The organism is Rhizorhabdus phycosphaerae (genome assembly GCF_011044255.1).
Lineage (GTDB): Bacteria > Pseudomonadota > Alphaproteobacteria > Sphingomonadales > Sphingomonadaceae > Rhizorhabdus > Rhizorhabdus phycosphaerae.
In genome coordinates this window covers 3354886-3375083 of record NZ_CP049107.1, presented here as the reverse complement: position 1 = coordinate 3375083, position 20198 = coordinate 3354886, and the positions used below count along the sequence as shown (strand labels likewise).

The window sequence follows — 20198 nt, the reverse complement described above, 5'->3', positions numbered from 1 at the left end:
CGGTCACCGCAGGCTGTCGGGGCAGCCCGGCAGGGCGGGCTCATAATGGCCGGCGGTCCAGCCGCCGTCGACGGCGATCTCGGCGCCCGAGATGTAGCTCGCCTCGTCGCTGCACACGAACAGCGTTGCGCGCGCGATCTCCTCCGGCTCGCCGATGCGCTGCAGCGGCACGCCGCGGAAGGAACGGGCGTTGACCGTCTCGACGCTCTCGCGGCCGGGATTGCCCATTTCGGTGTTCACGCCGCCCGGATGAATCGACACGACGCGGATGCCGTGGGGTCCGAATTCATAGGCATAGGATTTGGAGATGCCACGCACCGCCCATTTGCTGGCGGTATAGGCGACGAGGCCATTGCAGCCGCGCATACCATCGACCGACGAGATGTTGGCGATCACGCCGCCACCATTGGCCTTCAGCGCGGGGACGGCATGCTTCACGCCCATCATCGTGCCGATCAGGTTGATGCCCAGCACCCGCTCCGCATCTTCCTTGCGCAGTTCCTCGGCCGCACCGAAATGCGTCACGGCCGCGTTGTTGACGAGGATGTCGAGCTTACCGAAGCGATCGGTCGCGGCCTTCACGATGGCGGCCCACTGATCCTCCTCGCGAACGTCGAGATGCTGGTAGAGCGCATTGGCTTCGCCGAGTTCGGCTGCGACCGCACGGCCCTTTTCGTCGAGTACGTCGCCCATGACGACCTTGGCGCCCTCAGCCACGAAGAGTCGCGCGGTGGCCGCGCCCATGCCCTGCGCTGCGCCGCTGATGATTGCTACTTTGCCTGCCAGTCTCGCCATGTGGCCCCTCCGAATATGACCGGCTTGTGACCGGCTCTGTTACGCAAGCCTCCGCATTTCACGCTTCCATGTCAAGCTATGCGTGTTGATTTAGCCGTCTCAGTCTGCAATTCAGTGACGCAGAGATAATGGAGCGGCGGAATGCGAACCGCCATTACCATAAGGAGGGGACGCGTGAGCGATCAGATTTTTCCGGATGGCGCAACCATGGTGCTCGGCGCCACGGGCGGGCTCGGCGCAGCTTGTGCCCGCGCGCTCGCGCGCGACGGCAGCGACGTGGCGCTGTGCTTCCGCAGCAAGCGGGAGGCGGCCGAGGCGCTGGCCGAGGCGCTGCGCGCCTATGGCCGGAAAGTCTCGCTGCACCAGGTCGATGCGACCGACCCCGCCACGCTCGATGCCGCGCGCGATGCAGCGATCGCGGAGCATGGCCGCGTGCACGGCCTCGTCTGGGCGGCCGGGCCGCTGGTCGACCAGCTGCACCTGTCCGAGACGCCGCTGGAGAAGTGGAAGCGCGCGATCGAGGTCGAGGTGAACGGATTCTTCTCGGCGGCGCAGGCCCTGATCCCGCATTTTCGCGCGACCGGCGGCGGCTCCTTCGTCCATCTGGGGTCGGCCGGCGATCTTTACTGGCCGCCGCGCGACGGCCTCTCGGTGGCGCCCAAGGCGGCCAACGAGTCGCTGGTGCGGGGCATCGCCAAGGAAGAAGGGCGTCACGGCATCCGCGCCAACAGCGTCCTGGTCGGCGTGATCGATGCCGGCATGTTTCATGAGCTTCTGGCCCAGGGGCAGTTCGACGACGCCTGGGTCAAGGAGGTGCAATCGCAGCTGCCCCTGCGGCGCTGGGGCAAGGCGGAGGAGATCGGCCATGCCGTCTCCTTCCTGATATCGAACCGTGCGGGCTACACGACCGGACAGCAGCTCGCCGTCGCCGGCGGCTACGGCGTCTGAGCCTTTTGGAGAGGAATGACATGAGCAATGTAAGCGACCGGGCGACGCTGGCGGCCCGCGCGATCGAGGCGACCGGCCTGTCGGATTTCGGCGATCCCTGGATTTTCGAAAATCTCGACGCACTGATCCCGATCCTGAACAGCGAAGCCAAACTGACCGACGTCGGCGTCGGCGGGGCGGAGGCGATGATCGTCACCGCCCTGACCAACCGGCTTCGCCATGTCGACCTGATCAAGCGCCATCCCGAGATCCTCGACGAGAAGGTCGATATTGCCGCCGTCGTCGTGGGCCTTCCGCGCACCGGCAGCACGATGCTCCACCGGATGCTCTCGTCCGCCCCGGGCATGACCGGCGTGAAATGGTGGGAAGCCCAGAATTACGCGCCCTTCCCCGGCGAGGAGCGCGGCAAGCCCGACGGGCGCCGTGAAGCGGCCAAGCATTATCTGGCCTATATGCTCGAACATGCACCCGAGCTGATGTCGATCCATCCGATGAGCATCGACCAGTCGGACGAGGAGTTGATCATCCTCGGCCTGCTCTTCTCCTCGACCATGATCGAGGGGATGTATCACGTGCCGAGCTACGCGCGCTGGCTGATCGAGAACAGCCGCACCCGCTGCTATGCCGATCTCAAGGAAATCCTCCAGTCGCTGCAGTGGCAGGACCCGGCGCGACGCGGCACCAAGTGGGTGCTCAAGACGCCCGGCCACCTGATGGCGCTCGACGGCGTGCTCGACACCTTCCCGGAGGCCAAGATCGTGATGACGCATCGCGATCCGGTCCAGACCGTGCCGTCCTACTGCTCGATGATGACGACGCTCTATCATATGGGGTCGACCGTCGATCGCGAGCGCATCGGCGCCTTCTGGGAAAAGCGCCTGGCCGAGCTGCTGGACCTGTTCATGTCGGTCCGCGCCAAGGTCGGCCCCGACAATTTCATCGACGTGCGCTACACCGACACGACGACGAAGCCCGTCGAGGAAGGCAAGCGGGTTTTGGCCGAGGCGGGCATCGCCGTGACGCCGGAGATCGAGGCCGGCATGGCCGAATGGGTCGAGGCGAACAAGCGCGAGGACCGCGCACCGCACCGCTATGCGCTCGAGGATTTCGGACTGACCCGCGAACTGGTGGAGCAGGACTTCGCTGAATATCGCGCGACCTATCTTGCCGAAAAGGTGACCGCATGAACCCGATCGATACATTGCTCGCCATCGAGGGCGTGAAGCGCTGCAAGGCCGAATATTTCCGCTGCATCGACGAACAGGATTGGGACGCGCTCGTCGCCAATTTCACTGCCGATGCCGAGACCGACATGCGCGAGGCGGTGGAGCCGCATAATCCGGACCTGCTGTCGCATGATCCCAAGGCCTTCGCGCAGAACAATGCCTATGTGCTCGGCGGGGTGAAGACCGCCCATTTCGGCTATATGCCGCGGATCGACGTGCTGTCTCCGACCGAGGCGAAGGCGATCTGGTCGATGGAGGACTGGCTCTGGACGCCGGAAGGCCATCCGGTGCTCCCGGCCGGCCGCATGCATGGCTGGGGCCATTATCATGATCGCTACGTCAAGGTCGGCGACCGATGGCTGATGGCGGCAACACGGCTTACCCGCATCAAGCTGGAGTATAGCTGATGTCCCGGCCGCTCGAAGGAAAGCGCGCGCTGGTCACCGGATCGAGCGCGGGCCTGGGCGAAGGTATCGCCCTGCGGCTGGCGGAAGAGGGCGCGGACGTCTGCCTTCATGGCCGGAACGAGGAGCGGCTGGCCGCGGCGCGCGAGCGCGTCGCCAAGGCCGGCGGCGCGGTGCATGCGGTGACCGGTTCGCTGTCCGATGACGCGGGCGCGAAGGCGGTCTTCGACGGGGCGGTGGCTGCACTGGGCGGCGTCGATATCCTCGTCAATAATGCCGGCGGCGAATCCGCCGGCGGCGGGACGATGGCGTGGCTCGATACCGACGCCGACATCTGGAACAGCAGCTATAATTCCAATGTCGGCTCGATCGTCCGGCTGGTGAAGCTGGCCGTGCCCGGCATGCGCGAGGCGGGCTGGGGGCGGCTGATCCAGCTGTCGAGCGAGTCGGCCGATTTTCCGATGGCGATCATTCCCGACTATCAGGCGGCCAAGCTCGCCATCCGCTCGCTCACCCGAAGCCTGGCCATGGCGCTGGCCCGCACCGGGATCACCTCGAACAGCATCAGCCCGGGCCTGACCCATTCGACCGGCCCCGACCGCTGGCTGAAGGAGATGGCCAAGGCCAATGGCTGGGCCGACGACTGGGAGTCGATCACCGCGCAGGTTCAGGATGGGATGATCTCGAACTTCGCAGGCCGGATCGGCGAGCCTGCCGATATCGCGCATGTCGTCGCCTTTCTGGCCGACCCGCGCGCAGGCTTCGTCAACGGGATCGACATCGCGGCGAACGGAGGCCGCTGAACGAGGCGGCCGGCCCTGACATAAGAGATCCGGCCGTCGCGGACGACGGCCGGACCAGTGAGGGTCGGAAGTCCGACCGACAGCGTCGAAGGCGGCCGGACATCGCAGGACAGAGATTATGCTTGCCTCTCCACCGGGTCGCTCTCACTTTAGCACGATGGATCACCGCAAGATGCCGGACGACGCAGCAAATGATACCGCCGACGGAGATGCCGCGGCGATGCTCGGCGCCCTCCGGCGGGCCCTGCGGGCAGCGGGATGGACGCAGGCCAAACTGGCCGAAGAGCTGCAGGTCGGCTCAGCCACGATCAAGCGGTGGCTCCACGGACGCGGCCTGAGCTTCAACACGCTGGCGCAGCTCTGCCGGCTGGCCGACACCACGCTCGGCGAGTTGGCCGACAGCAGCCGCACCGCCGAGCAGGAGAAGGACCAGCTGACGCTGGCGCAGGAAGAGGCACTGACTCAGGACAAGGATCTGTCGACGATCTTCTTCCTGATCGTGAACGGCTGGCCGCCGAGCGAGGCCACCGAAGGCTTTCACATCCCCCCCGATACGGTTGAGCGTCATGTGGCGAAGCTGGAACGCCTCGCCCTGGTCGATCGCCTGCCGGGCGGGCGTGTGCGGTCGCGCATCAGCCCTGCCCATGCCTGGCAGCGCGTGCCGATGCGCCGGCATTTCGAACGGCATCTCAAACAGCTGTTCGTCACGATCGACTATAGCGACCCGGAAACGATCTTCGGCGCCGAGACGATCAAGCTGTCGCCCTTGGGCGCGGCGCGCGTGCGCGAGTCGATCGAACGCTTTCGCGCAGAGCTGCGCGCCATCGCGCAGGATGATCGGCGGACCGCAGCGCTGCCGGGCGAGTGGCACTGTGTTCTTGCCGTCGCCCGGTCGATGCGCCCGCTGATCCGCCCCTGAGGTCAGGCCGGAACGTAAAGCTGCTGCAGCTTGCCGCCGTCGACCGGCAGGCATGCCCCGGTTACGAACGAGGCCTCGTCCGACAGAAGGAATCGCACCACCCGCGCGATCTCCTCGGGCTCACCACCCCGCCGCATCGGTATCGTCTCGGAAACCCGGGCGTTGCGGTCGGGATCGGCGGCAGCGAAGGCGCGCGTGGCGGGCGTCATGACCTGACCGGGGGCAACGACGTTCACGCGAACGCCATGCGGCGCGGCTTCCGCGGCCGCAACCGCGCTGAAATGGACCAGCGCCGCCTTGGACGCCGAATAGCTCGCCATGCCGGGCATCGCCCGCAGCCCGTTGAGCGAGGAGATGTTGACGATCGAACCCCAGCCCTGCGGCAGCATGATGCGCATCGCCGCCTGGGTTCCCACGAACACCGCCTCCGCATTGACGCGGAAGTCGTGCCGCCAGTCGTCCAGCGTCAGGTCCAGCACGTCCTTGTAAGACACGGCCATGGCATTGTTCACGAGACCGTCGAGCCGGCCATGGCGCTTCGCGACATCGGCTATGAGTCCAGCGAACGCCGCCGCTTCGCCAACATCGAGAATGTGCGATTCGACCGATCCTGCAGCCTGCACCTCGGCATGAGCCTCCGCGAGAACGGCCTCCCGCCGGGCGCAGATAACGACATGCGCAGCGTTTCGGGCGAGTTCCACCGCAGTTGCACGGCCGATGCCATCGCTGCCGCCGGTAACGATGACGACCTTGCCGGCCATTGCCTCGCCCATGATCCAATCTCCTTTCCCATTTATTGCTCGAATTCGTCGACTACGGTCCAAATTTGACTGGATTGGCAGCCGATCTCTCGATACATTCCTCACTTGCGTAAACGATAGACAAATATCCAGCGCAAGTCGAAAAAGGAGAGCGGGGGACATGCCGAGATGTAAGGACAGGGCGAGCTGAGCCTTTGAGGGCGGCGCGGCGGCGAAAGGCTGCGCGCCATCCAGACGTACCGAGCCGGTGGCGCGAACCCGATACGGGCACGACGCCGGAGATAATTACAGCGTCGACTCAGGAGAGGATTTCATGCGCTTCACCACAACCGCGCTGGCGCTTGCCGGCGTTTCCCTTCTTGCCACCGCAGCCGTCGCGCAGGACACCGCGCCGCAGGCGTCCGAGTCGGACATGGCAGGCCTGGAAGAGATCGTCGTGACCGCCCAGCGCCGCGCCGAGAGCCTGCAGAAGGTTCCCGTCGCCGTCACCGCGATCAGCAGCGAGCAGCTCGACACGCTGCGCGTTACCAACGTCAAAAATCTTGCCGGCCTCGCGCCGAGCCTTCAGATCCAGACGCAGGGCCTGCAGAGCAACCCGTCGATCGCCATTCGCGGCGTCGCCTCGGGCGTGTCGAACAATGCGGTCGACCCCAAGGTCGGCATCTATCTGGACGGTGTCTATATCGGCCGTACTGTCGGCTCGATCTTCGACCTCGCCGACATCCAGCGCGTCGAAGTGCTGCGCGGTCCGCAGGGCACGCTGTTCGGCCGCAATGCGACCAGCGGCGCGATCAGCCTCGTGAGCGCCGATCCGACCGGCGAGTTCGATGTCCGCGGCAATGTGTCCTACGGCAATTACGACGCCATTCGTGGCAAGGTCGTCGTCAACCTGCCGGCCTTCGGCCCCTTCTCGGTCAAGTTCGCCTATCTCCATGACGAGATTGCCGGCGACTATACCAACCTGCTGGGCGGCAAGACGCTCAACATGTCGCTGCGCGATCCGAAGTTCGGCACGCAGACCTTCGCCAAGAAGCTCGGCGGTCGCAACATCGACGGCGGCCAGCTGGCGATCCGCGGCGAGTTCGGCAATCTGACCGCCGACTATCGCTTCGACTATACCGACTCGCGCACCGTTGGCCGCGCGATGCAGAGCCTGGGCGTGATCCCCGACCAGTCGGGCGCGCTGCTGCAACCGATCGTCAACCTCCAGCCCTTCTTCGGCGGCATCACCAACATCGCCCCGAATTCGCGGCTCAAGGCAGTCGCGAACGCCACCAGCGCCGAGCATGTCGTGACCCAGGGTCACAGCCTGACCCTGGCCGTCAAGCCGAACGATCTCGTCACGCTGAAGAGCATCACCGCCTATCGCAAGTTCAAGCAGGACCCGAATGTGTATGACCTCGCCGCGAGCGGCGGTCTGCGGTTCACCTTCGGCCAGTTGGGCGCACTGATCACCCCGGGCCTGACCCCTGCGCAGATCCAGGCGGCCCTGTTCAACCCGGCCAATATTCCCGGCCCAAACGACTATTTCTTCTCGCTGCTCACCTCGCGTGACACCAGCCAGAAGCAGTTCAGCCAGGAATTCCAGATCCAGCTGGATGGCGAGAATTATGAACTGACGGCGGGTGCCTTCTACTTCCACGAGCGGTCGCCCGCGACCGACGTGCTGGGCATTTTGTCGCCGACGCCGAATGGCACGGTCGTACCGAGCCCGCTCGATGCGGTCTTCGGCAGCGGCCTGACCGACACGCTGTCGATCAACGACTCGATCGCCGGCTATGGTCAGCTGACCATCCATCTGGGCGACCGGATCGACGTCACCGGCGGCCTCCGCTACACGATCGACGACCGCAAGCTGAACATCAACGCGATTTCCAACGCGCAGGGCGGCGCCCTCGGCGTCGGCAAATATTCGGTGTCGTTCAACAAGCTGAACTACACCGGCATCGTGACCTGGCGGCCGACCGACGACTCCACCGTCTACGGCAAGATTTCGAGCGGCTATGTGGCTGGCGGCATTCTCAGTGGCATTCCGTACAAGCCGGAAACGCTGGTCGCCTACGAACTCGGCGCCAAGACGCAGATGTTCGACAACCGGGTCCGCCTGAACGTCGCGGCCTTCTACAGCGACTATAAGGACCTGCAGACGCAGAACTTCATCAACGGCCGCCAGTTCTTCGACAATGCGGGCAAGGCCAAGATCAAGGGCTTCGAAGTCGAGGCCGACGTCGTCCCGGTTCGCGGTCTCGTGCTCAGCGGCAATATCGGCTATGCCGATCTCGACTATAAGACGTTCATTCTGAATGGCGTCGAAGTCGCCGACGTGGCCCGTACCACCTATAACTCGACCTGGACGGGCCGCGTCTCGGCCCAATATGATGCTCCGGAATTCTCGAACGGCAGCCATCTCCAAGCGCGTATCGAGGGTCGTTACCGCAGCAAATATTATCTGACCTCGACGCCCTTCCGGAACCTCGCCGGACAGGTCGCGCTGGAGAATGAGAATAAGCAGCCCGGTTACTGGCTCGTCGATGGCCGCGTCGGCCTGATGAACGTTCCGGTAGGCAGCTCGAGCTTCTCGGTCTCGGCCTTCGGTCAGAACATCCTCGACAAGCAATATATCTCCTTCGGTGCGCCGGTGCTCTCGCTTGTGGGCACCTATGATCGCGGCCGCACCTACGGCGTCGAACTGGGCTTCGCCTTCTAAGATGCCGCAACCGCAGCTTGCCGGTCGTGTCGCGCTGGTCACTGGTGCCAGTCGCGGCATCGGCCGGGCGGTCGCTCAAAGGCTGGCGTCGGCCGGCGCGACGGTGGTTGTCACCGCGCGCTCGGTCGGCGCCCCAGCCCTTCAGAAGCGGTTCGGTGCCGACCATTTGGTCGCCGGAACGCTTGAGGAAACCGTCTCCCTTATCGAAACCGCAGGCGGCCGCGCCATCGCGCTGGCGGCCGACCTGGAAGACGAGGCCCAGCGCGGCACGCTGATCGATCGGACGATCGAGGCGGCCGGCGCAATCGACATCCTCGTCAACAATGCGGGCTTCGCCGATTATGCGCGCGTCGACGCGATGAGCGACGACACCTTCCGGCGAACCTTGCTCCACTATCTCGAAGTCCCCTTCGCGCTCAGCCGCGCCGCGATCCCCGCGATGAAGGCGGCCGGCGCAGGCTGGATCGTCAACATCGGCTCGGTCACCGCGATGCCGCCGCTCCGGCCTTATGCCGATTATGCGCGGGCCGGCGGGGACACCGTCTATGCCGCGACCAAGGCGGCGCTGAACCGGTTCAGCCAGGGGCTGGCCGCCGAACTGATCGACTGGAATATCGCGGTCAACGTGGTCGCACCGTCGACCGCAATCCGCACGCCCGGCGCCGACCAGCTGATACCGAGCGACTATCCGACCGAGGACGTCGCCTATATCGCCGCGACGGTGCTCGACATGTGTCATCTGCCTGCGGGCGAGCGTACCGGTCGGATCGCCTATTCGATGCAATGGCCGCACGACCAGCGGCTCGACGTGCGATCGCTGGACGGCCGGGACAGCCTGCCGCCGGCAGAACCGCCGGCCTGGTCGCATCCGGCAATAACAGGCTTGGCGGAATGGGCATGATGCAGAGACTGGACGGCAAGGTTGCGATCGTTGCAGGGGCTGGCGGGATCGGAACTGCGACCGCCTTGCGACTCGCCCGGGAAGGCGCCGGCGTGTTGCTCGGCGATCTCAACGGCGACGCCGCACGCGCCGATGCGGACGCGATGGCCGCCGAAGGCCTTCGCGTGATCGGCATGGCCTATGACCAGGGCGACGACGCATCGGTCGCAGCCCTTGTGGCGAAGGCGGTCGAGCATTTCGGCCGGCTCGATTTCATGCACGCCAATGCGGCCAACATGAAGGCGATCCGCGAGGATGGCGATGCGGTAACCATTTCCCTCGAGACATTCGATGCGACCGTGGCGGTCAACATGCGCGGGGTTCTCTCCTGCGCGCGCCACGCCCTTCCCCATCTCGTCGCAAACCGCGGCGCCTTCATCGTCACTTCGTCATCGGCAGCGCATATGGGCGAGCCCGAGCGCGTGGCCTATGCGATGACCAAGGCCGCAGTGAACGCGCTTGTCCGCCACATCGCCAGTCGCTGGGGCAAGGAGGGTGTCCGCGCCAATGCGATCGCGCCCGGCATGGTGATGACCGCGCAGATCAAGCAGAATATGCCGGTCGAGTTTCAGCAGCAGGTCCTCGCCGCGCACCGCCACTGGCGGCTGGGCGAGAGCGAGGACATCGCCGCGATGGTTGCGATGCTCTTCTCGCCAGATGGCGAGTGGATCAACGGCCAAGTGCTCGCCGTCGATGGCGGCGCCTCCATCCGTCCCTAAGGCTCCATCGCCCTGCCAAAGGCAGCGCGAAACCCTGGGGAGCTCAGTCGCCCGGGCCGAGGATCGTCGGATCGCCGATGTGCATCGACCATGTAACGTCGCGGCGAACGACCTTCCAGTGGCCCGCAACCTTCCGCCACCGATCGACATAGTCGCCATGCGTGTCGAAGATCCGGTCGGCGCGGTCTCCGCGTCCCTGATGTCGCGCCTGAACGTAGGTACGGGACAGCCACCCCTCGCCATCGGGCTCGATCGCGATGCTCCCGAGCAGGTGCTGCGACGGACCGCATCCGTCCAGGAAGGCGCGAAACTGCTCGCGCATGGCGGCGATTCCGGACTGCTCGCGACCGTCGCCATAATGGAAGCTCACCTCGTCCGCGAAGACGTCGCCCACCGACTCCCATGACCGCGAGTCGAGGATGCGGGCGAATCGAGCCAGCTGATTGCGTATCGCCTCACGCTGATTTTCCATAATTCGCTCCGAATCACCCTCTCCACTACGCAAAAGCTAAAGAGAATCGTCGCGAACCGCTATCTTTCCAGCGCATTTCCCTTGCCGCGTCGATATAAGTGAAATAGGTTCCGAAATAGCTTTACGCCATTGGAGAGGCTGCCCCCCGCGAGGGGCTCAAGCAGGAGAGCGGACATGGAAGACAATATCGCAGCGAAAGTGAGCGACGCCGACTTCGCCTATTATAACGGCACCGGCGCCAACATCACGACGCAGAGTTCGACGCTGATCAGCTCGTCGCCCTATCTCAACCATGCGGAGCTTCGCACGCTGATCGCGCAGGAAATGCTGCGCCGGAACGGCCCCGAGCTTCCGAACACCGCCTTCATCCCCAATGTGGTCAAGATCCTGATGGAGCTCGAGGACTGGCCCCGTATCTTCCAGCTGTTCGAGGAAGAGAAGGCGCGCCTGCCCGAGTTCAAGGCGTGGCTCGAAGGCCGCAAGATCTCGCTGTTCACGATGGACGAGCTCAAGGACCCGAAGCCCGGCACGCTGCGCTCGGTGATCCATGATTTCGTGGTCAACAGCGGCTACAATATGGACCACTTCTATCAGGGTATGGAAATCAAGACCGACTTCGATTTCTACATGAAGGAGCGGACCCACACCCACGATATCGAGCACATGATCACCGGGTTCGAGACGAACCATGCCGGTGAAGTCGCGCTGCTCGCCGCCAATTCGCGCGCGCTCTACAAATATTTCAAGCCGGAGCTCGCTGCCTTCTTCAACCGCGTCAGCACCTATCTGAAGGCGAAGACGACGATGAAGAGCGGCCTCTTCTATCCGGAGGCATTCAAGGTCGAGCTCGACGCAGAGGACATCGGCGCCGCCCAGGGCCGCGCCTGGAAGCACCCGCTCTTCCTGATCCCCTTCCGCGACTATCTCGACTGGCAGGTGCAGGACATCCGCGAGGAATATGGCATCACCAACCCGCCGCCTCCGGGCGAGTGGGCCTGGACGACCGCGGTCAGCGAAGACCCGCGCGGCGCCAATGACGACCATGCGATGGCAACCGCCGCCGAATAATCGTCATCCCCTTTTTCGTCAGGAAGGGCGTCGCCGGGCAACCGGTGGCGCCCTTTCTGTGTGCGGCCGCCTGCGCATGGCTCCACAATGGAGCAAAATGCCGCGCTTTTTCGCCGCCATTTCGCTTTGCCGCCGCTGCGGGGCTTGTTAGCGTCGGCGCACAAGGGGACGACATGCTGCTCAGCTATTTCATTGGGGCCTTACCGCATTTCCTGGCCTATTTCGCTGGCGCGGTCGGTCTCGCGCTCGCCTTCATGGTGCTCTACGTCCGGATCACCCCTCATCCCGAATTCGCGTTGATCCGCCAGGGCAACAGCGCCGCCGCGGTGCAACTTGTCGGGACCTTCCTTGGCTTCGCCATTCCCGTCGCGCTCGTGATCGCCCATTCGGTCAGCGCGATCGACATGCTTCTGTGGGGAGCGGTCGCGGCGCTCATTCAGGCGCTCGTCTTCTTCGCCATAGCGCGCCTGCTGTTCCGCGCGATAGAGGACCGGATCAGCAAAGGCTGCACCGCTTCCGGGATATTCGTCGGCGGCATCGGCCTCGGCATGGGTATCCTGCAAGCCGCCTGCATGGTTCCCTGAGCGTCGGCCGATGGACAAGAACGTCGCCCTGACCTCCTCGGTCGCAGCCGCGCTCATCGCTGTCTCCGCCTTGACGCCCTCGGCCGAGCCCCAATGGGAAGACCCGGTGGCGGATCTGGACACGGCAGTCTGCGTAGACAGCCAGGGGTACAGGGTCGCCGACCCCAACTGCCATGAAGGCGACACCAACGGAAGCGGCAGTTCGGCGCATGGCGGCGGGCGGTGGTTCTACCTCAATCGCGGTGCCCGCCTGCCCTTCCTGCTCGATTCCGTATCGGGCGCAGCGCAGGACGGCAGTGGATCTTACGAACGCCGCCCCGGCATATCCTATTATCAGGCGCCATCTTCGGTAAACATGACCCGGTCCAGGGCGGTATCGCGTGGTGGACTCGGCTCCAGCGGGCGGCGCTTCGGGGGCGGCTGGTCCTGAGCCGATGGAGCGGCGCAACCGCGAAGCCCGTGCCGACTGGCGCAGGCGTGTCGAGCGCCTCGGGCTGATTTGGCACAGCGACGGAGCCAATGTCTATTGGGACGAAACCGTCCATTATGCGCTCTGCGCAGCGGACGTCGAACGGATTGAAACCGCAACCGAGAATGTCCATGCCCTGTTCGTCGAGGCAGGCGCCCACATGGTCCGTAACCCGGCGTTGATGCAGCATTTCGGTATTCCGGTCTATTGCCGCCAGGCGATTGCCGACAGTTGGCGCGATCAGCCGCCGGCGCTCAACGTCGGCCGCTTCGACTTCGGCTACGATGGGTCGGACGAACCAAAGCTGTACGAGTTCAACTGCGACACCCCCACCGGCATGCTCGAAGCGGCGGTCGTCCAGTGGGACTGGAAGGAGCAGTGTTTTCCCGAACATGACCAGTTCAACAGTCTCCACGACAAGCTGCTGGCGCGGTGGCGCCGGCTGGCGCGCTCCCTGCCGGGCCGCAGGGCCTGGTTTACCCACGCGGCAGACCCGTCGCACGAAGACACCATCACCACGACCTATCTGCGCGATCTGGCCGAGCAGGCAGGGATCGCCACGCGGGCAATATTGATCGGCGACATCGGGATCGACGAGGACGGCCGCATCGTCGATCTCGACGACTATCTGATCAGCACGATCTTCAAGCTCTATCCCTGGGAATGGATCGTCGACGAGCGCTACGGACCCGAGATCGTCCGGAACCTGCCGGCAACGCTGTGGATCGAGCCGATCTGGAAGATGCTCTGGAGCAACAAGGCCATACTCGAGCTGCTGTGGAAGTTGTTTCCCGGCCATCCGAACCTGTTGCCGGCATCGAGCACCCGTGACGCGATCGGCGACAGCCATGTCGCCAAACCCTTTCTCTCACGGGAAGGCGCAAATATTCGGGTGGTGGAAGCGGGAAAGGTGATCGCCCAGTCGGAGGGCAATTATGCCGCCGATCGCCTGCTGTACCAGCAGAGGTTCCGATCGGACGGATTCGACGGATTTCACCCGGTCATCGGGTCGTGGATCGTCGATGGCGAAGCCGCCGGGGTCGGCATTCGCGAGGATGGGCTCATCACCGGCAACATGGCGCGCTTCGTACCGCACATCATCGACGGTTGAGGAATCGGCGCCTGCCTTACTCTGTCCTGCGAGACGCATGAAAAAGGGACGGAGGCCATGGCCCCCGCCCCCAAATCATGACCTCTCGGTCCTCGCCTTTACTCGGCCGCTTCGAGCGCCCGCTGTTCGGCGGCGGCTTCCGACGGCGCCAGATATTCGCCCGGGCGATTGCCGGTATACTGGCCGTCGGCGAAGGTCTTCACGCCGTTGACGAGCGTCAGGCGCATCGGCGCGGCCTGGCGGGTGAAGCGCCAGGTGGTACCGCCGTCGCCGTCCGGAACGTCGAAACGCTTCTCCATGTCGCGATAGGCGATCTCGTCGAGGTTGAAGACCACGACGTCGGCACGACGGCCGGCCTTGATCTCGCCGGTGTCGTGCAGGCCGAAGAAATTGGCCAGCTTGCCGGTCTTGATGTGGATCGCCTGCTCCAGCGAGATCATCTCGTTCTTCACATATTTGGTGAACAGCAGGATATTCTCGCCGCCGCCGCACAGCATCTGCAGATGCGCGCCGGCATCGGAGATGTTGCCGACCGAGCGGGGGTCGTTCATCAGCTCGACGGTCAGCGCCTCGTCCTTGGGGAAAGGCGCCATGTGCACGGTCGAGCGCGTCCCATTTTCGAGGATCCATTGCGCCATCGCGTCCGAGCGATGGAGACCCCGGCTGTCGGCGAAGTCCTTTAGCGTGATGCCGACGGGGCCTGCACCATTCTCGCTGTCGAGCAGATAGAGATCCTGCGGGTTGTTCATCGGCGAATGCGGCCAAGCCTTGGTGTCCCAGCTTTCGCGGGCGCGGGCGCGCCAGTCCGCATCGGCCAGCAGCCGCGCCTTTTCCTCATGCGTCTCGGCCAGCACGACCTCGTGCCAGACATAGTCGTTCGACTGGGCGAAGATCAGCGACTTGATCAGGCTGAGCGTGCTGGTCGGCGAGACATGGGCATAGCCCGGCCAGATGTCGGCGCCCTCGGCACGCAGGCGGCCCAGCGTCTCCTGCAGCTTCGGCAATATGTCCTTCTGGAATTCCAGCGTGGGCACCGCGCCGGCGATCTGCATGCGGATACCGCGGCCCTTGGTCAGGCGACCGAGACGTTCCAGGCTGGCCGGGCCCGTCTTCCGCATGAAGGTGTCGATGATGCACTGATAGGTCGTGCCCGGATAACGCTGCATAACGTCGAACAGCGCCTCGAACTCGGCATCGTCGGCAAGCAGGGTCGGAATGGCGCGATCGTCGCCGTCATGGTCGTGCAGATTGTCCGACATGCCGAGCGCGCCGGCCGCCAAGGCGTCCTCGAGCAGTTCCGCCATGCGGGCAATCTCGTCGGCGGACGCGGCACGCTCCCAGGCTTCGATGCCCATGGCGGCGAGGCGCAGCGCGATATGGCCGACAAAGGCCGAGTAGTTGGTCGGCACGGTGACGTTGCGTGCCATCGAGGCCTTATATTCGGACCAGGTCTCCCAATCCCAGGGGACATGCTGCAGGAAGGGCTTGAGGGGAATGTCCTCGAAGAAGGAGAAGATCTTGATCATCTCCATCTGCGCGGCCTTTTCTTTCGACAGCGGAGCGGCGGTGAAGCCGCAATTGCCGAGGATCACGGTCGTCGCGCCATTGCCGGGCAGCGGGTCGAGGTCGGGCTGCCACCACATCGTCGCGTCATAATGGGTGTGGCTCTCGATGAAGCCAGGCGTGACATAGCAGCCTGCGGCATCGAAAACCTCTTCCCCGGCGCGCGGCGCAAGGCCTGCGCCGACCTCGACGATCCGGCTTCCCTCGATGCGGACGTCGGCGTCGAACGCCTTGGCGCCCGTTCCGTCGACGACCTTACCGCCGCGAATAAGCATATTTGTCATATGAACTACTCCAATCCTACTTTCACTCTGCGGCAATGGCGGTCGGCTCGAGCACGGCGGCCGGCTCCAGGAAGGCGCCCGGCTTGGCTCCGGTGTAGGCACCGTTGCGGAAGGTCGCCTCGCCATTGACCAGGGTCAGCTTCATCGGTGCAGGCTTGCGGGTGTAGCGCCAGGTGATGCCACCCTTGCCGTCGGTGACGTCATAGACCTTCTCCATGTCGTGCTGCTCGATCTCGGCGAAATCGAACACGACCAGGTCGGCACGCTTGCCGGTCTTCACCTCGCCGATGTCGGTCAGGTGGAAATGGTTGGCGAGCTTGCCCGTCATCGAGTGGACCGCTTCTTCCAGGCTGATCGCCTTCTGATCGCGGACATATTTGGTCAGATAGACGAGATTCTCGCCGCCACCGCAGAGCATCTGGAGATGCGCGCCGGAGTCGGTGATGTTGCCGACGGTCTTCGGGTCGCGGATCATGTCGACCACCACTTCGTCGTCCATGTCGAACGGCGCCATGCGCACCGTCGAGAGAACGCCGTTGCGCAGCAGCCACTCCGCCATCGCGTCCGAACGGTGCAGGCCCAGTTCCTCGGCATATTCGAGCAGCGTGCAGAAGGGGCCGGCGCCATTGTCCGAACCCAGCTTGGTCAGCAGCAGCATGCCGGGGTTGTTCATCGGCGACTGCGGGTAGCATTGCGTGTCCCAGCTCTCGCGGGCGCGGGCGCGCCATTCCGGATCGCGCAGCAGCTTCTCTTTGGCCTCGGCCCCATCGGCCAACACGACCTCGTGCCAGACATAGTCGTTCGACTGGGCGAAGATCAGCGACTTGTAGAGGCTGAGCTGGCCGGTCAGCGGCACATGGGCATAGCCGGGCCACACGTCGATGCCATCCTTGCGCATCTGCTCGACGCGCTCGCGCATCGGCTGCAGCAGATATTTCTGATAGGCGACGGTCGGGATCGCGCCGGTCAGCTGGGTGCGCAGATTGCGGCCCTTGAGCAGCTTCGCCATGCGGTCGGTCTGAGCCGGGCCGGTGTCGCGCATCAGCGCAACGTCGATGATGCACTGGAAGGTCGAGTTGGGATAACGATCGAGCACGTCGAACAGCGCCGAGAATTCGGCATCGTCGGCGACGAGCGTCGGGATTGGGCGGTTCTCGCCATCGTGGTCGAGCAGGTTGGTCGAGAGGCCGAGCGCGCCGTTCGCCAGCGCATCGTCGAGCATCGAGGCCATTACCTTGCGCTCCTCCGCCGTGGCCGGGCGCTTCCAGGCGTCGAGCCCCATCGTCGCCATGCGGATCGCGATATGGCCGACATAGGCCGCGTTGTTGAGCGGCAGGCGGATCTTCTCCTTGACCGACGCCTTATACTCCGACCAGGTCCGCCAGTCCCACGGCACATGCTTGAGGAACGGCTCGAGCGGGATATCCTCGAAGAAGGAGAAGATCTTCACCATCTCCAGCTGCGCGTCCTTGTCGTCGGACATCGGCGCTGCGGTGAAGCCGCAATTGCCGGTGATGATCGTGGTCGCGCCGATGCCGGGCAGCGGATCGAGATCCGCCTGCCACCACATGGTCGCGTCATAATGGGTGTGCGCCTCGATGAAGCCCGGTGCCACGATGCAACCGGTCGCGTCGAACAGCTCCTCACCGTCGCGCGGCGCGAGATCCTGTCCGATTTCGACGATGCGATCGCCCTGAATGCGGACGTCGCCAGACTTACGGTCGGCGCCGGTGCCGTCGATGATGGTGCCGTTCTTGATCAACATGTCGGCCATGGCCTCTTCCTCTCCAGATGCGTGATGTCGGCGGTCCGCCGATCCGGTCATGCCCTCCGCATGCCGGCTTCTGATGGTGCACCGAAGCTATCGGCAGCCCTGTCGGGGAACAAGGAAGCCTGCCGGCATGCGCAGCTGCAGGGATCAATGAGAGACGCACATTGGGGCATCAGATGATCCATCCTCCGGTTGGTGCTGGCCAAGCCGAAAGCAATTTGCGCAGAGAGGGTGCCGAAAGGGGAGAGGAATGTCGCTATCTGAACTGATGGACAAGGATGCGATCCAACAGGTCTACATCCGCTACTGCGAAATCGTCGACGCCAAGGATTTCGACCGGATGGACGAGGTCTTCCATGAGGACTGCGTGGGCGATTACACCCAGGCGCTGGGGCCGGGCGTGATCAGCCCCAACCGGGCCAGCCTGATCGCGTCGATGCACGCCAATCTCGGCCCCGACTCGAGCTGCGGCGCCACGCACCACAATGTGCTGAACTTCCGCATCGCGGTGGACGGCGACCGCGCCACCGCCAAAGTTCATTATTATGCGGTCCATCGCGGACGCGGGCGCTGGGACGGCGCGCTCTATTCGATGTGGGGCCAATATGCCGACGATCTCGTCCGCACGCCGTCCGGCTGGCGCGTCGCGCGGCGGGTCTACACCGTCGCCCTGACCGACGGCCCGTCCGAGGTCGTCGCCGGCCCCTGATCGCAGACGAGCCAGGCGTTGCGCAGCTCATAGCCCGTAACGAGGTCGTTCCAGGTCACGTCCGGCACCTTCTCGAAGCGCAACCCCGGTATTGCAAGGAGGCGCAGCAGGAAGATGTCGGTCTCCTGGATCGCCAGGAAAGAGCCGGGGCAGCGGTGATGTCCGTCGCCGAAGCTGAGCACCGGCCCACCCGCCCGATCTGCGGGACAACGGCCCGGCTGCGCGGAGAGCGGCTTCTCGCCGCTGACGGCGGGATCGGCGTTGACCGCACGTACGTCGACCGCGACCAGCGCGCCTTGGGGAATCTCCGTCTCGCCGACCGACACCGGGCAGGTCGTCCGGCGGAAGATGGTGCCGACCACCGGCTCCAGCCGCAGCAGCTCCTCGAGCAGCGCATAGCGCGCCTCTTCGTCGGCGGCGAGATAATGGTCGCGCAGCGCCCTATCCTCGAGCAGATGCCAGGAGCAGACCGTGATGAACTCGCGCGTGGTCACCATGCCGGCTGCACCATAGGTGATGCACTCGGTCAGGATCTCGGTGTCCTTATAGCCCTCCGCCAGCAGGTGCGAGATCACGTCCTCGCGCGGCTGGGCGCGGCGCACTTTCGCGCTCGGCCGGACGTCGTACCAGTAGAAGCGCATCAGACGATATTGTGCGACCAGCGCCTGCCAGGCCTTGCGCAGCGCGCCCTCTGCATTTTCGAGACCATCGGCGAAAAAGGCGTTGATCCGCTTGTCGAGACCGGGCTTGCGGCTGTCGGTCAAGCCGACGACCTGGGCGGCGACGCCGACCGCCATTTCCATGCCCATCGTGCTGAGTTCGCCCCGCCCTGCCCGACGGAAATCGCCGATCACCTTGTCGGCCAGGTCGGTCATCAGTTCGCGATAGCGGCTGTCGACCGCGCGGGGGGTGAAGAAGGGCGCGGTCAGCCGGCGCTGTTCACGGTGGGTTTTGCCTTCCAGGAACAGGATCGGAATCTTGCCCTTCTCGGGCAAGCGTTCGAGCAGCTCCGCCTTGAACCCAGCCTGTTTGGTCGCGTCGCTGCGCAGCAGCTTGCGTGCCGCGGCGAAGCTGCGGATGTGCCAGGTACCGTCCTTGTCGCGTTCGACCGGCACGCGGGAGGGACGGCGACCAAAGGCGGTGCGCCGCTCGTCGGGTTCGATCGTCGTTTCCATATCCATCAAGTCGGCTCCGATTTACGGAACCGGATTATCATAACCTCGACTGGGCGGCAACCTGATCGAAGGTGCCGTGTCAGGGATGATGGCCTGCCATCTGCTCCATCACAGCTTCGAGGATCGGCTTCCACGCCGTGGCGGCTGCCTCGTCAGCATAATCGTCCGCCGCAGCACGGAGGTGCGGCAGTTCCTCCTCATCCCAGCTTTCCAGCGCGCTCTTCAACTCGCGCGCCTGATTCGTGCCGCGTGCGGCAAGCGCCGCGAAATGCCCTGCTGCCACAGCCGCGCCGAGCACGACCTTCGCCATGGCGCGGTACAGGTCCATCGCCTCGCGCGCGGTGAAGCCCCGGGCCTTCAGTGCGCCGAGAAAGCCGTCGACTGATTCGAGTTCGACCTCGATCCCCCAGCGCGCCTCGACGAACTCGATGACGAGCGATGGTTGCTGGCCGACCGAGCTGAACAACGAGGTGGCGTGATCCATGACGAGTTCGCGCCAAGGCTGCCCGCGGTCGATCGGCAGCGCCCGGATCGCCTGACGCCCCACGGCCAGGCGGATCAGTGCCTCGCGATTGTCGACATAGCGATAGAGAGTCGCGATTCCGACGCCGAGATTGGCGGCCAGTTCCTTCATGTTGAGGTCGGGCAGCCCCATCTCGATCGCCGTATCGAGCAGGCGATCGAGGGTCAGGCGGCGCGGGCGTCCTGCCGGCCGGGCGGGGGGAGAGTCTGATTTGATGTCCACGCGGCCCATCTTCCCGTGCTTTGAC

The 20198-nt window shown here is 64.6% G+C and carries 20 protein-coding genes; 13 read left to right on the top strand and 7 right to left on the bottom strand.

Annotated features, from left to right (window positions below):
• Positions 1-3 precede the first annotated feature (3 nt).
• Positions 4-795 (bottom strand): SDR family NAD(P)-dependent oxidoreductase, encoded by a 792-nt coding sequence (locus G6P88_RS15720; RefSeq protein ID WP_165324011.1) that lies wholly within the window; start codon positions 793-795, stop codon positions 4-6.
• Between the two features lie 207 nt (positions 796-1002).
• Between G6P88_RS15720 and G6P88_RS15715 the strand changes: the two genes are divergently transcribed.
• From G6P88_RS15715 to G6P88_RS15695, 5 genes are all read left to right on the top strand, one after another.
• Positions 1003-1743, top strand: a complete 741-nt coding sequence (locus G6P88_RS15715) for an SDR family NAD(P)-dependent oxidoreductase (protein WP_206335955.1) — start codon at positions 1003-1005, stop codon at positions 1741-1743.
• Positions 1744-1763: 20 nt separating this feature from the next.
• Complete coding sequence (locus G6P88_RS15710; protein ID WP_165324009.1) at positions 1764-2930, top strand: sulfotransferase family protein; 1167 nt, start codon at positions 1764-1766, stop codon at positions 2928-2930.
• The gene (locus G6P88_RS15705) at positions 2927-3376 is read left to right on the top strand and encodes a nuclear transport factor 2 family protein (RefSeq protein ID WP_165324008.1); all 450 of its coding nucleotides are present in this window, start codon (positions 2927-2929) and stop codon (positions 3374-3376) included. Before G6P88_RS15710 ends, G6P88_RS15705 begins: the two co-directional genes overlap by 4 nt.
• The gene (locus tag G6P88_RS15700; RefSeq protein ID WP_165324007.1) at positions 3376-4176 is read left to right on the top strand and encodes an SDR family NAD(P)-dependent oxidoreductase; all 801 of its coding nucleotides are present in this window, start codon (positions 3376-3378) and stop codon (positions 4174-4176) included. The genes G6P88_RS15705 and G6P88_RS15700 overlap by 1 nt, the downstream gene beginning before the upstream one ends.
• A 172-nt stretch (positions 4177-4348) precedes the next feature.
• Positions 4349-5095 (top strand): helix-turn-helix domain-containing protein, encoded by a 747-nt coding sequence (locus G6P88_RS15695; RefSeq protein ID WP_226946603.1) that lies wholly within the window; start codon positions 4349-4351, stop codon positions 5093-5095.
• A 2-nt stretch (positions 5096-5097) separates the two neighbouring features.
• Here G6P88_RS15695 and G6P88_RS15690 read toward each other — a convergent pair whose 3' ends face one another.
• A complete protein-coding gene (locus tag G6P88_RS15690; protein ID WP_165324005.1) occupies positions 5098-5868 on the bottom strand; it encodes an SDR family NAD(P)-dependent oxidoreductase in 771 nt (256 codons plus the stop codon).
• Positions 5869-6169: 301 nt separating this feature from the next.
• Between G6P88_RS15690 and G6P88_RS15685 the strand changes: the two genes are divergently transcribed.
• The 3 genes from G6P88_RS15685 to G6P88_RS15675 are packed head-to-tail and all read left to right on the top strand — an operon-like array spanning position 6170 to position 10222.
• Positions 6170-8563, top strand: a complete 2394-nt coding sequence (locus G6P88_RS15685) for a TonB-dependent receptor (protein WP_165324004.1) — start codon at positions 6170-6172, stop codon at positions 8561-8563.
• A gap of 1 nt (position 8564) precedes the next feature.
• Complete coding sequence (locus G6P88_RS15680; RefSeq protein ID WP_165324003.1) at positions 8565-9464, top strand: SDR family NAD(P)-dependent oxidoreductase; 900 nt, start codon at positions 8565-8567, stop codon at positions 9462-9464.
• Entirely contained in the window at positions 9455-10222 is a 768-nt protein-coding gene (locus G6P88_RS15675; protein WP_165324002.1) for an SDR family NAD(P)-dependent oxidoreductase, read from the top strand. Before G6P88_RS15680 ends, G6P88_RS15675 begins: the two co-directional genes overlap by 10 nt.
• Before the next feature lie 43 nt (positions 10223-10265).
• Here the strand turns inward: G6P88_RS15675 and G6P88_RS15670 are convergent, their stop codons facing one another.
• A complete protein-coding gene (locus tag G6P88_RS15670) occupies positions 10266-10694 on the bottom strand; it encodes a nuclear transport factor 2 family protein (RefSeq protein ID WP_165324001.1) in 429 nt (142 codons plus the stop codon).
• A gap of 174 nt (positions 10695-10868) precedes the next feature.
• On the opposite strand from G6P88_RS15670, the gene G6P88_RS15665 reads away from it, so the two are divergent.
• The 4 genes from G6P88_RS15665 to G6P88_RS15650 all read left to right on the top strand — a co-directional run bounded on the left by G6P88_RS15665 (position 10869) and on the right by G6P88_RS15650 (position 13926).
• Positions 10869-11762 (top strand): hypothetical protein, encoded by an 894-nt coding sequence (locus G6P88_RS15665; protein ID WP_165324000.1) that lies wholly within the window; start codon positions 10869-10871, stop codon positions 11760-11762.
• Between the two features lie 173 nt (positions 11763-11935).
• Entirely contained in the window at positions 11936-12346 is a 411-nt protein-coding gene (locus G6P88_RS15660; RefSeq protein WP_165323999.1) for a DUF350 domain-containing protein, read from the top strand.
• A gap of 10 nt (positions 12347-12356) precedes the next feature.
• The gene (locus G6P88_RS15655; protein ID WP_165323998.1) at positions 12357-12776 is read left to right on the top strand and encodes a hypothetical protein; all 420 of its coding nucleotides are present in this window, start codon (positions 12357-12359) and stop codon (positions 12774-12776) included.
• On the top strand, positions 12730-13926 hold the full coding sequence (locus tag G6P88_RS15650) for a glutathionylspermidine synthase family protein (RefSeq protein ID WP_345719168.1): 1197 nt from the start codon (positions 12730-12732) through the stop codon (positions 13924-13926). The genes G6P88_RS15655 and G6P88_RS15650 overlap by 47 nt, the downstream gene beginning before the upstream one ends.
• 98 nt (positions 13927-14024) lie before the next feature.
• Here G6P88_RS15650 and G6P88_RS15645 read toward each other — a convergent pair whose 3' ends face one another.
• A complete protein-coding gene (locus G6P88_RS15645) occupies positions 14025-15773 on the bottom strand; it encodes an N-acyl-D-amino-acid deacylase family protein (RefSeq protein WP_165323996.1) in 1749 nt (582 codons plus the stop codon).
• Between the two features lie 22 nt (positions 15774-15795).
• On the bottom strand, positions 15796-17547 hold the full coding sequence (locus G6P88_RS15640) for an N-acyl-D-amino-acid deacylase family protein (protein ID WP_165323995.1): 1752 nt from the start codon (positions 17545-17547) through the stop codon (positions 15796-15798).
• Between the two features lie 247 nt (positions 17548-17794).
• On the opposite strand from G6P88_RS15640, the gene G6P88_RS15635 reads away from it, so the two are divergent.
• Positions 17795-18253 (top strand): nuclear transport factor 2 family protein, encoded by a 459-nt coding sequence (locus G6P88_RS15635; RefSeq protein ID WP_165323994.1) that lies wholly within the window; start codon positions 17795-17797, stop codon positions 18251-18253.
• Here G6P88_RS15635 and G6P88_RS15630 read toward each other — a convergent pair.
• Together G6P88_RS15630 and G6P88_RS15625 are read right to left on the bottom strand one after the other, a co-directional pair.
• On the bottom strand, positions 18202-19434 hold the full coding sequence (locus tag G6P88_RS15630) for a cytochrome P450 (RefSeq protein ID WP_226946602.1): 1233 nt from the start codon (positions 19432-19434) through the stop codon (positions 18202-18204). The genes G6P88_RS15635 and G6P88_RS15630 overlap by 52 nt on opposite strands.
• 73 nt (positions 19435-19507) lie before the next feature.
• Positions 19508-20173, bottom strand: a complete 666-nt coding sequence (locus G6P88_RS15625; protein WP_226946601.1) for a TetR/AcrR family transcriptional regulator — start codon at positions 20171-20173, stop codon at positions 19508-19510.
• Positions 20174-20198: the final 25 nt, after the last annotated feature.

Bases quoted from the DNA above. Each gene is read 5' to 3' on its own strand.
- G6P88_RS15720 (WP_165324011.1), bottom strand. From the start codon at position 795: ATGGCGAGACTGGCAGGCAAAGTAGCAATCATCAGCGGCGCAGCGCAG.
- G6P88_RS15715 (WP_206335955.1), top strand. From the start codon at position 1,003: ATGGTGCTCGGCGCCACGGGCGGGCTCGGCGCAGCTTGTGCCCGCGCG.
- G6P88_RS15710 (WP_165324009.1), top strand. From the start codon at position 1,764: ATGAGCAATGTAAGCGACCGGGCGACGCTGGCGGCCCGCGCGATCGAG.
- G6P88_RS15705 (WP_165324008.1), top strand. From the start codon at position 2,927: ATGAACCCGATCGATACATTGCTCGCCATCGAGGGCGTGAAGCGCTGC.
- G6P88_RS15700 (WP_165324007.1), top strand. From the start codon at position 3,376: ATGTCCCGGCCGCTCGAAGGAAAGCGCGCGCTGGTCACCGGATCGAGC.
- G6P88_RS15695 (WP_226946603.1), top strand. From the start codon at position 4,349: ATGCCGGACGACGCAGCAAATGATACCGCCGACGGAGATGCCGCGGCG.
- G6P88_RS15690 (WP_165324005.1), bottom strand. From the start codon at position 5,868: ATGGGCGAGGCAATGGCCGGCAAGGTCGTCATCGTTACCGGCGGCAGC.
- G6P88_RS15685 (WP_165324004.1), top strand. From the start codon at position 6,170: ATGCGCTTCACCACAACCGCGCTGGCGCTTGCCGGCGTTTCCCTTCTT.
- G6P88_RS15680 (WP_165324003.1), top strand. From the start codon at position 8,565: ATGCCGCAACCGCAGCTTGCCGGTCGTGTCGCGCTGGTCACTGGTGCC.
- G6P88_RS15675 (WP_165324002.1), top strand. From the start codon at position 9,455: ATGGGCATGATGCAGAGACTGGACGGCAAGGTTGCGATCGTTGCAGGG.
- G6P88_RS15670 (WP_165324001.1), bottom strand. From the start codon at position 10,694: ATGGAAAATCAGCGTGAGGCGATACGCAATCAGCTGGCTCGATTCGCC.
- G6P88_RS15665 (WP_165324000.1), top strand. From the start codon at position 10,869: ATGGAAGACAATATCGCAGCGAAAGTGAGCGACGCCGACTTCGCCTAT.
- G6P88_RS15660 (WP_165323999.1), top strand. From the start codon at position 11,936: ATGCTGCTCAGCTATTTCATTGGGGCCTTACCGCATTTCCTGGCCTAT.
- G6P88_RS15655 (WP_165323998.1), top strand. From the start codon at position 12,357: ATGGACAAGAACGTCGCCCTGACCTCCTCGGTCGCAGCCGCGCTCATC.
- G6P88_RS15645 (WP_165323996.1), bottom strand. From the start codon at position 15,773: ATGACAAATATGCTTATTCGCGGCGGTAAGGTCGTCGACGGAACGGGC.
- G6P88_RS15640 (WP_165323995.1), bottom strand. From the start codon at position 17,547: ATGGCCGACATGTTGATCAAGAACGGCACCATCATCGACGGCACCGGC.
- G6P88_RS15635 (WP_165323994.1), top strand. From the start codon at position 17,795: ATGTCGCTATCTGAACTGATGGACAAGGATGCGATCCAACAGGTCTAC.
- G6P88_RS15630 (WP_226946602.1), bottom strand. From the start codon at position 19,434: ATGGATATGGAAACGACGATCGAACCCGACGAGCGGCGCACCGCCTTT.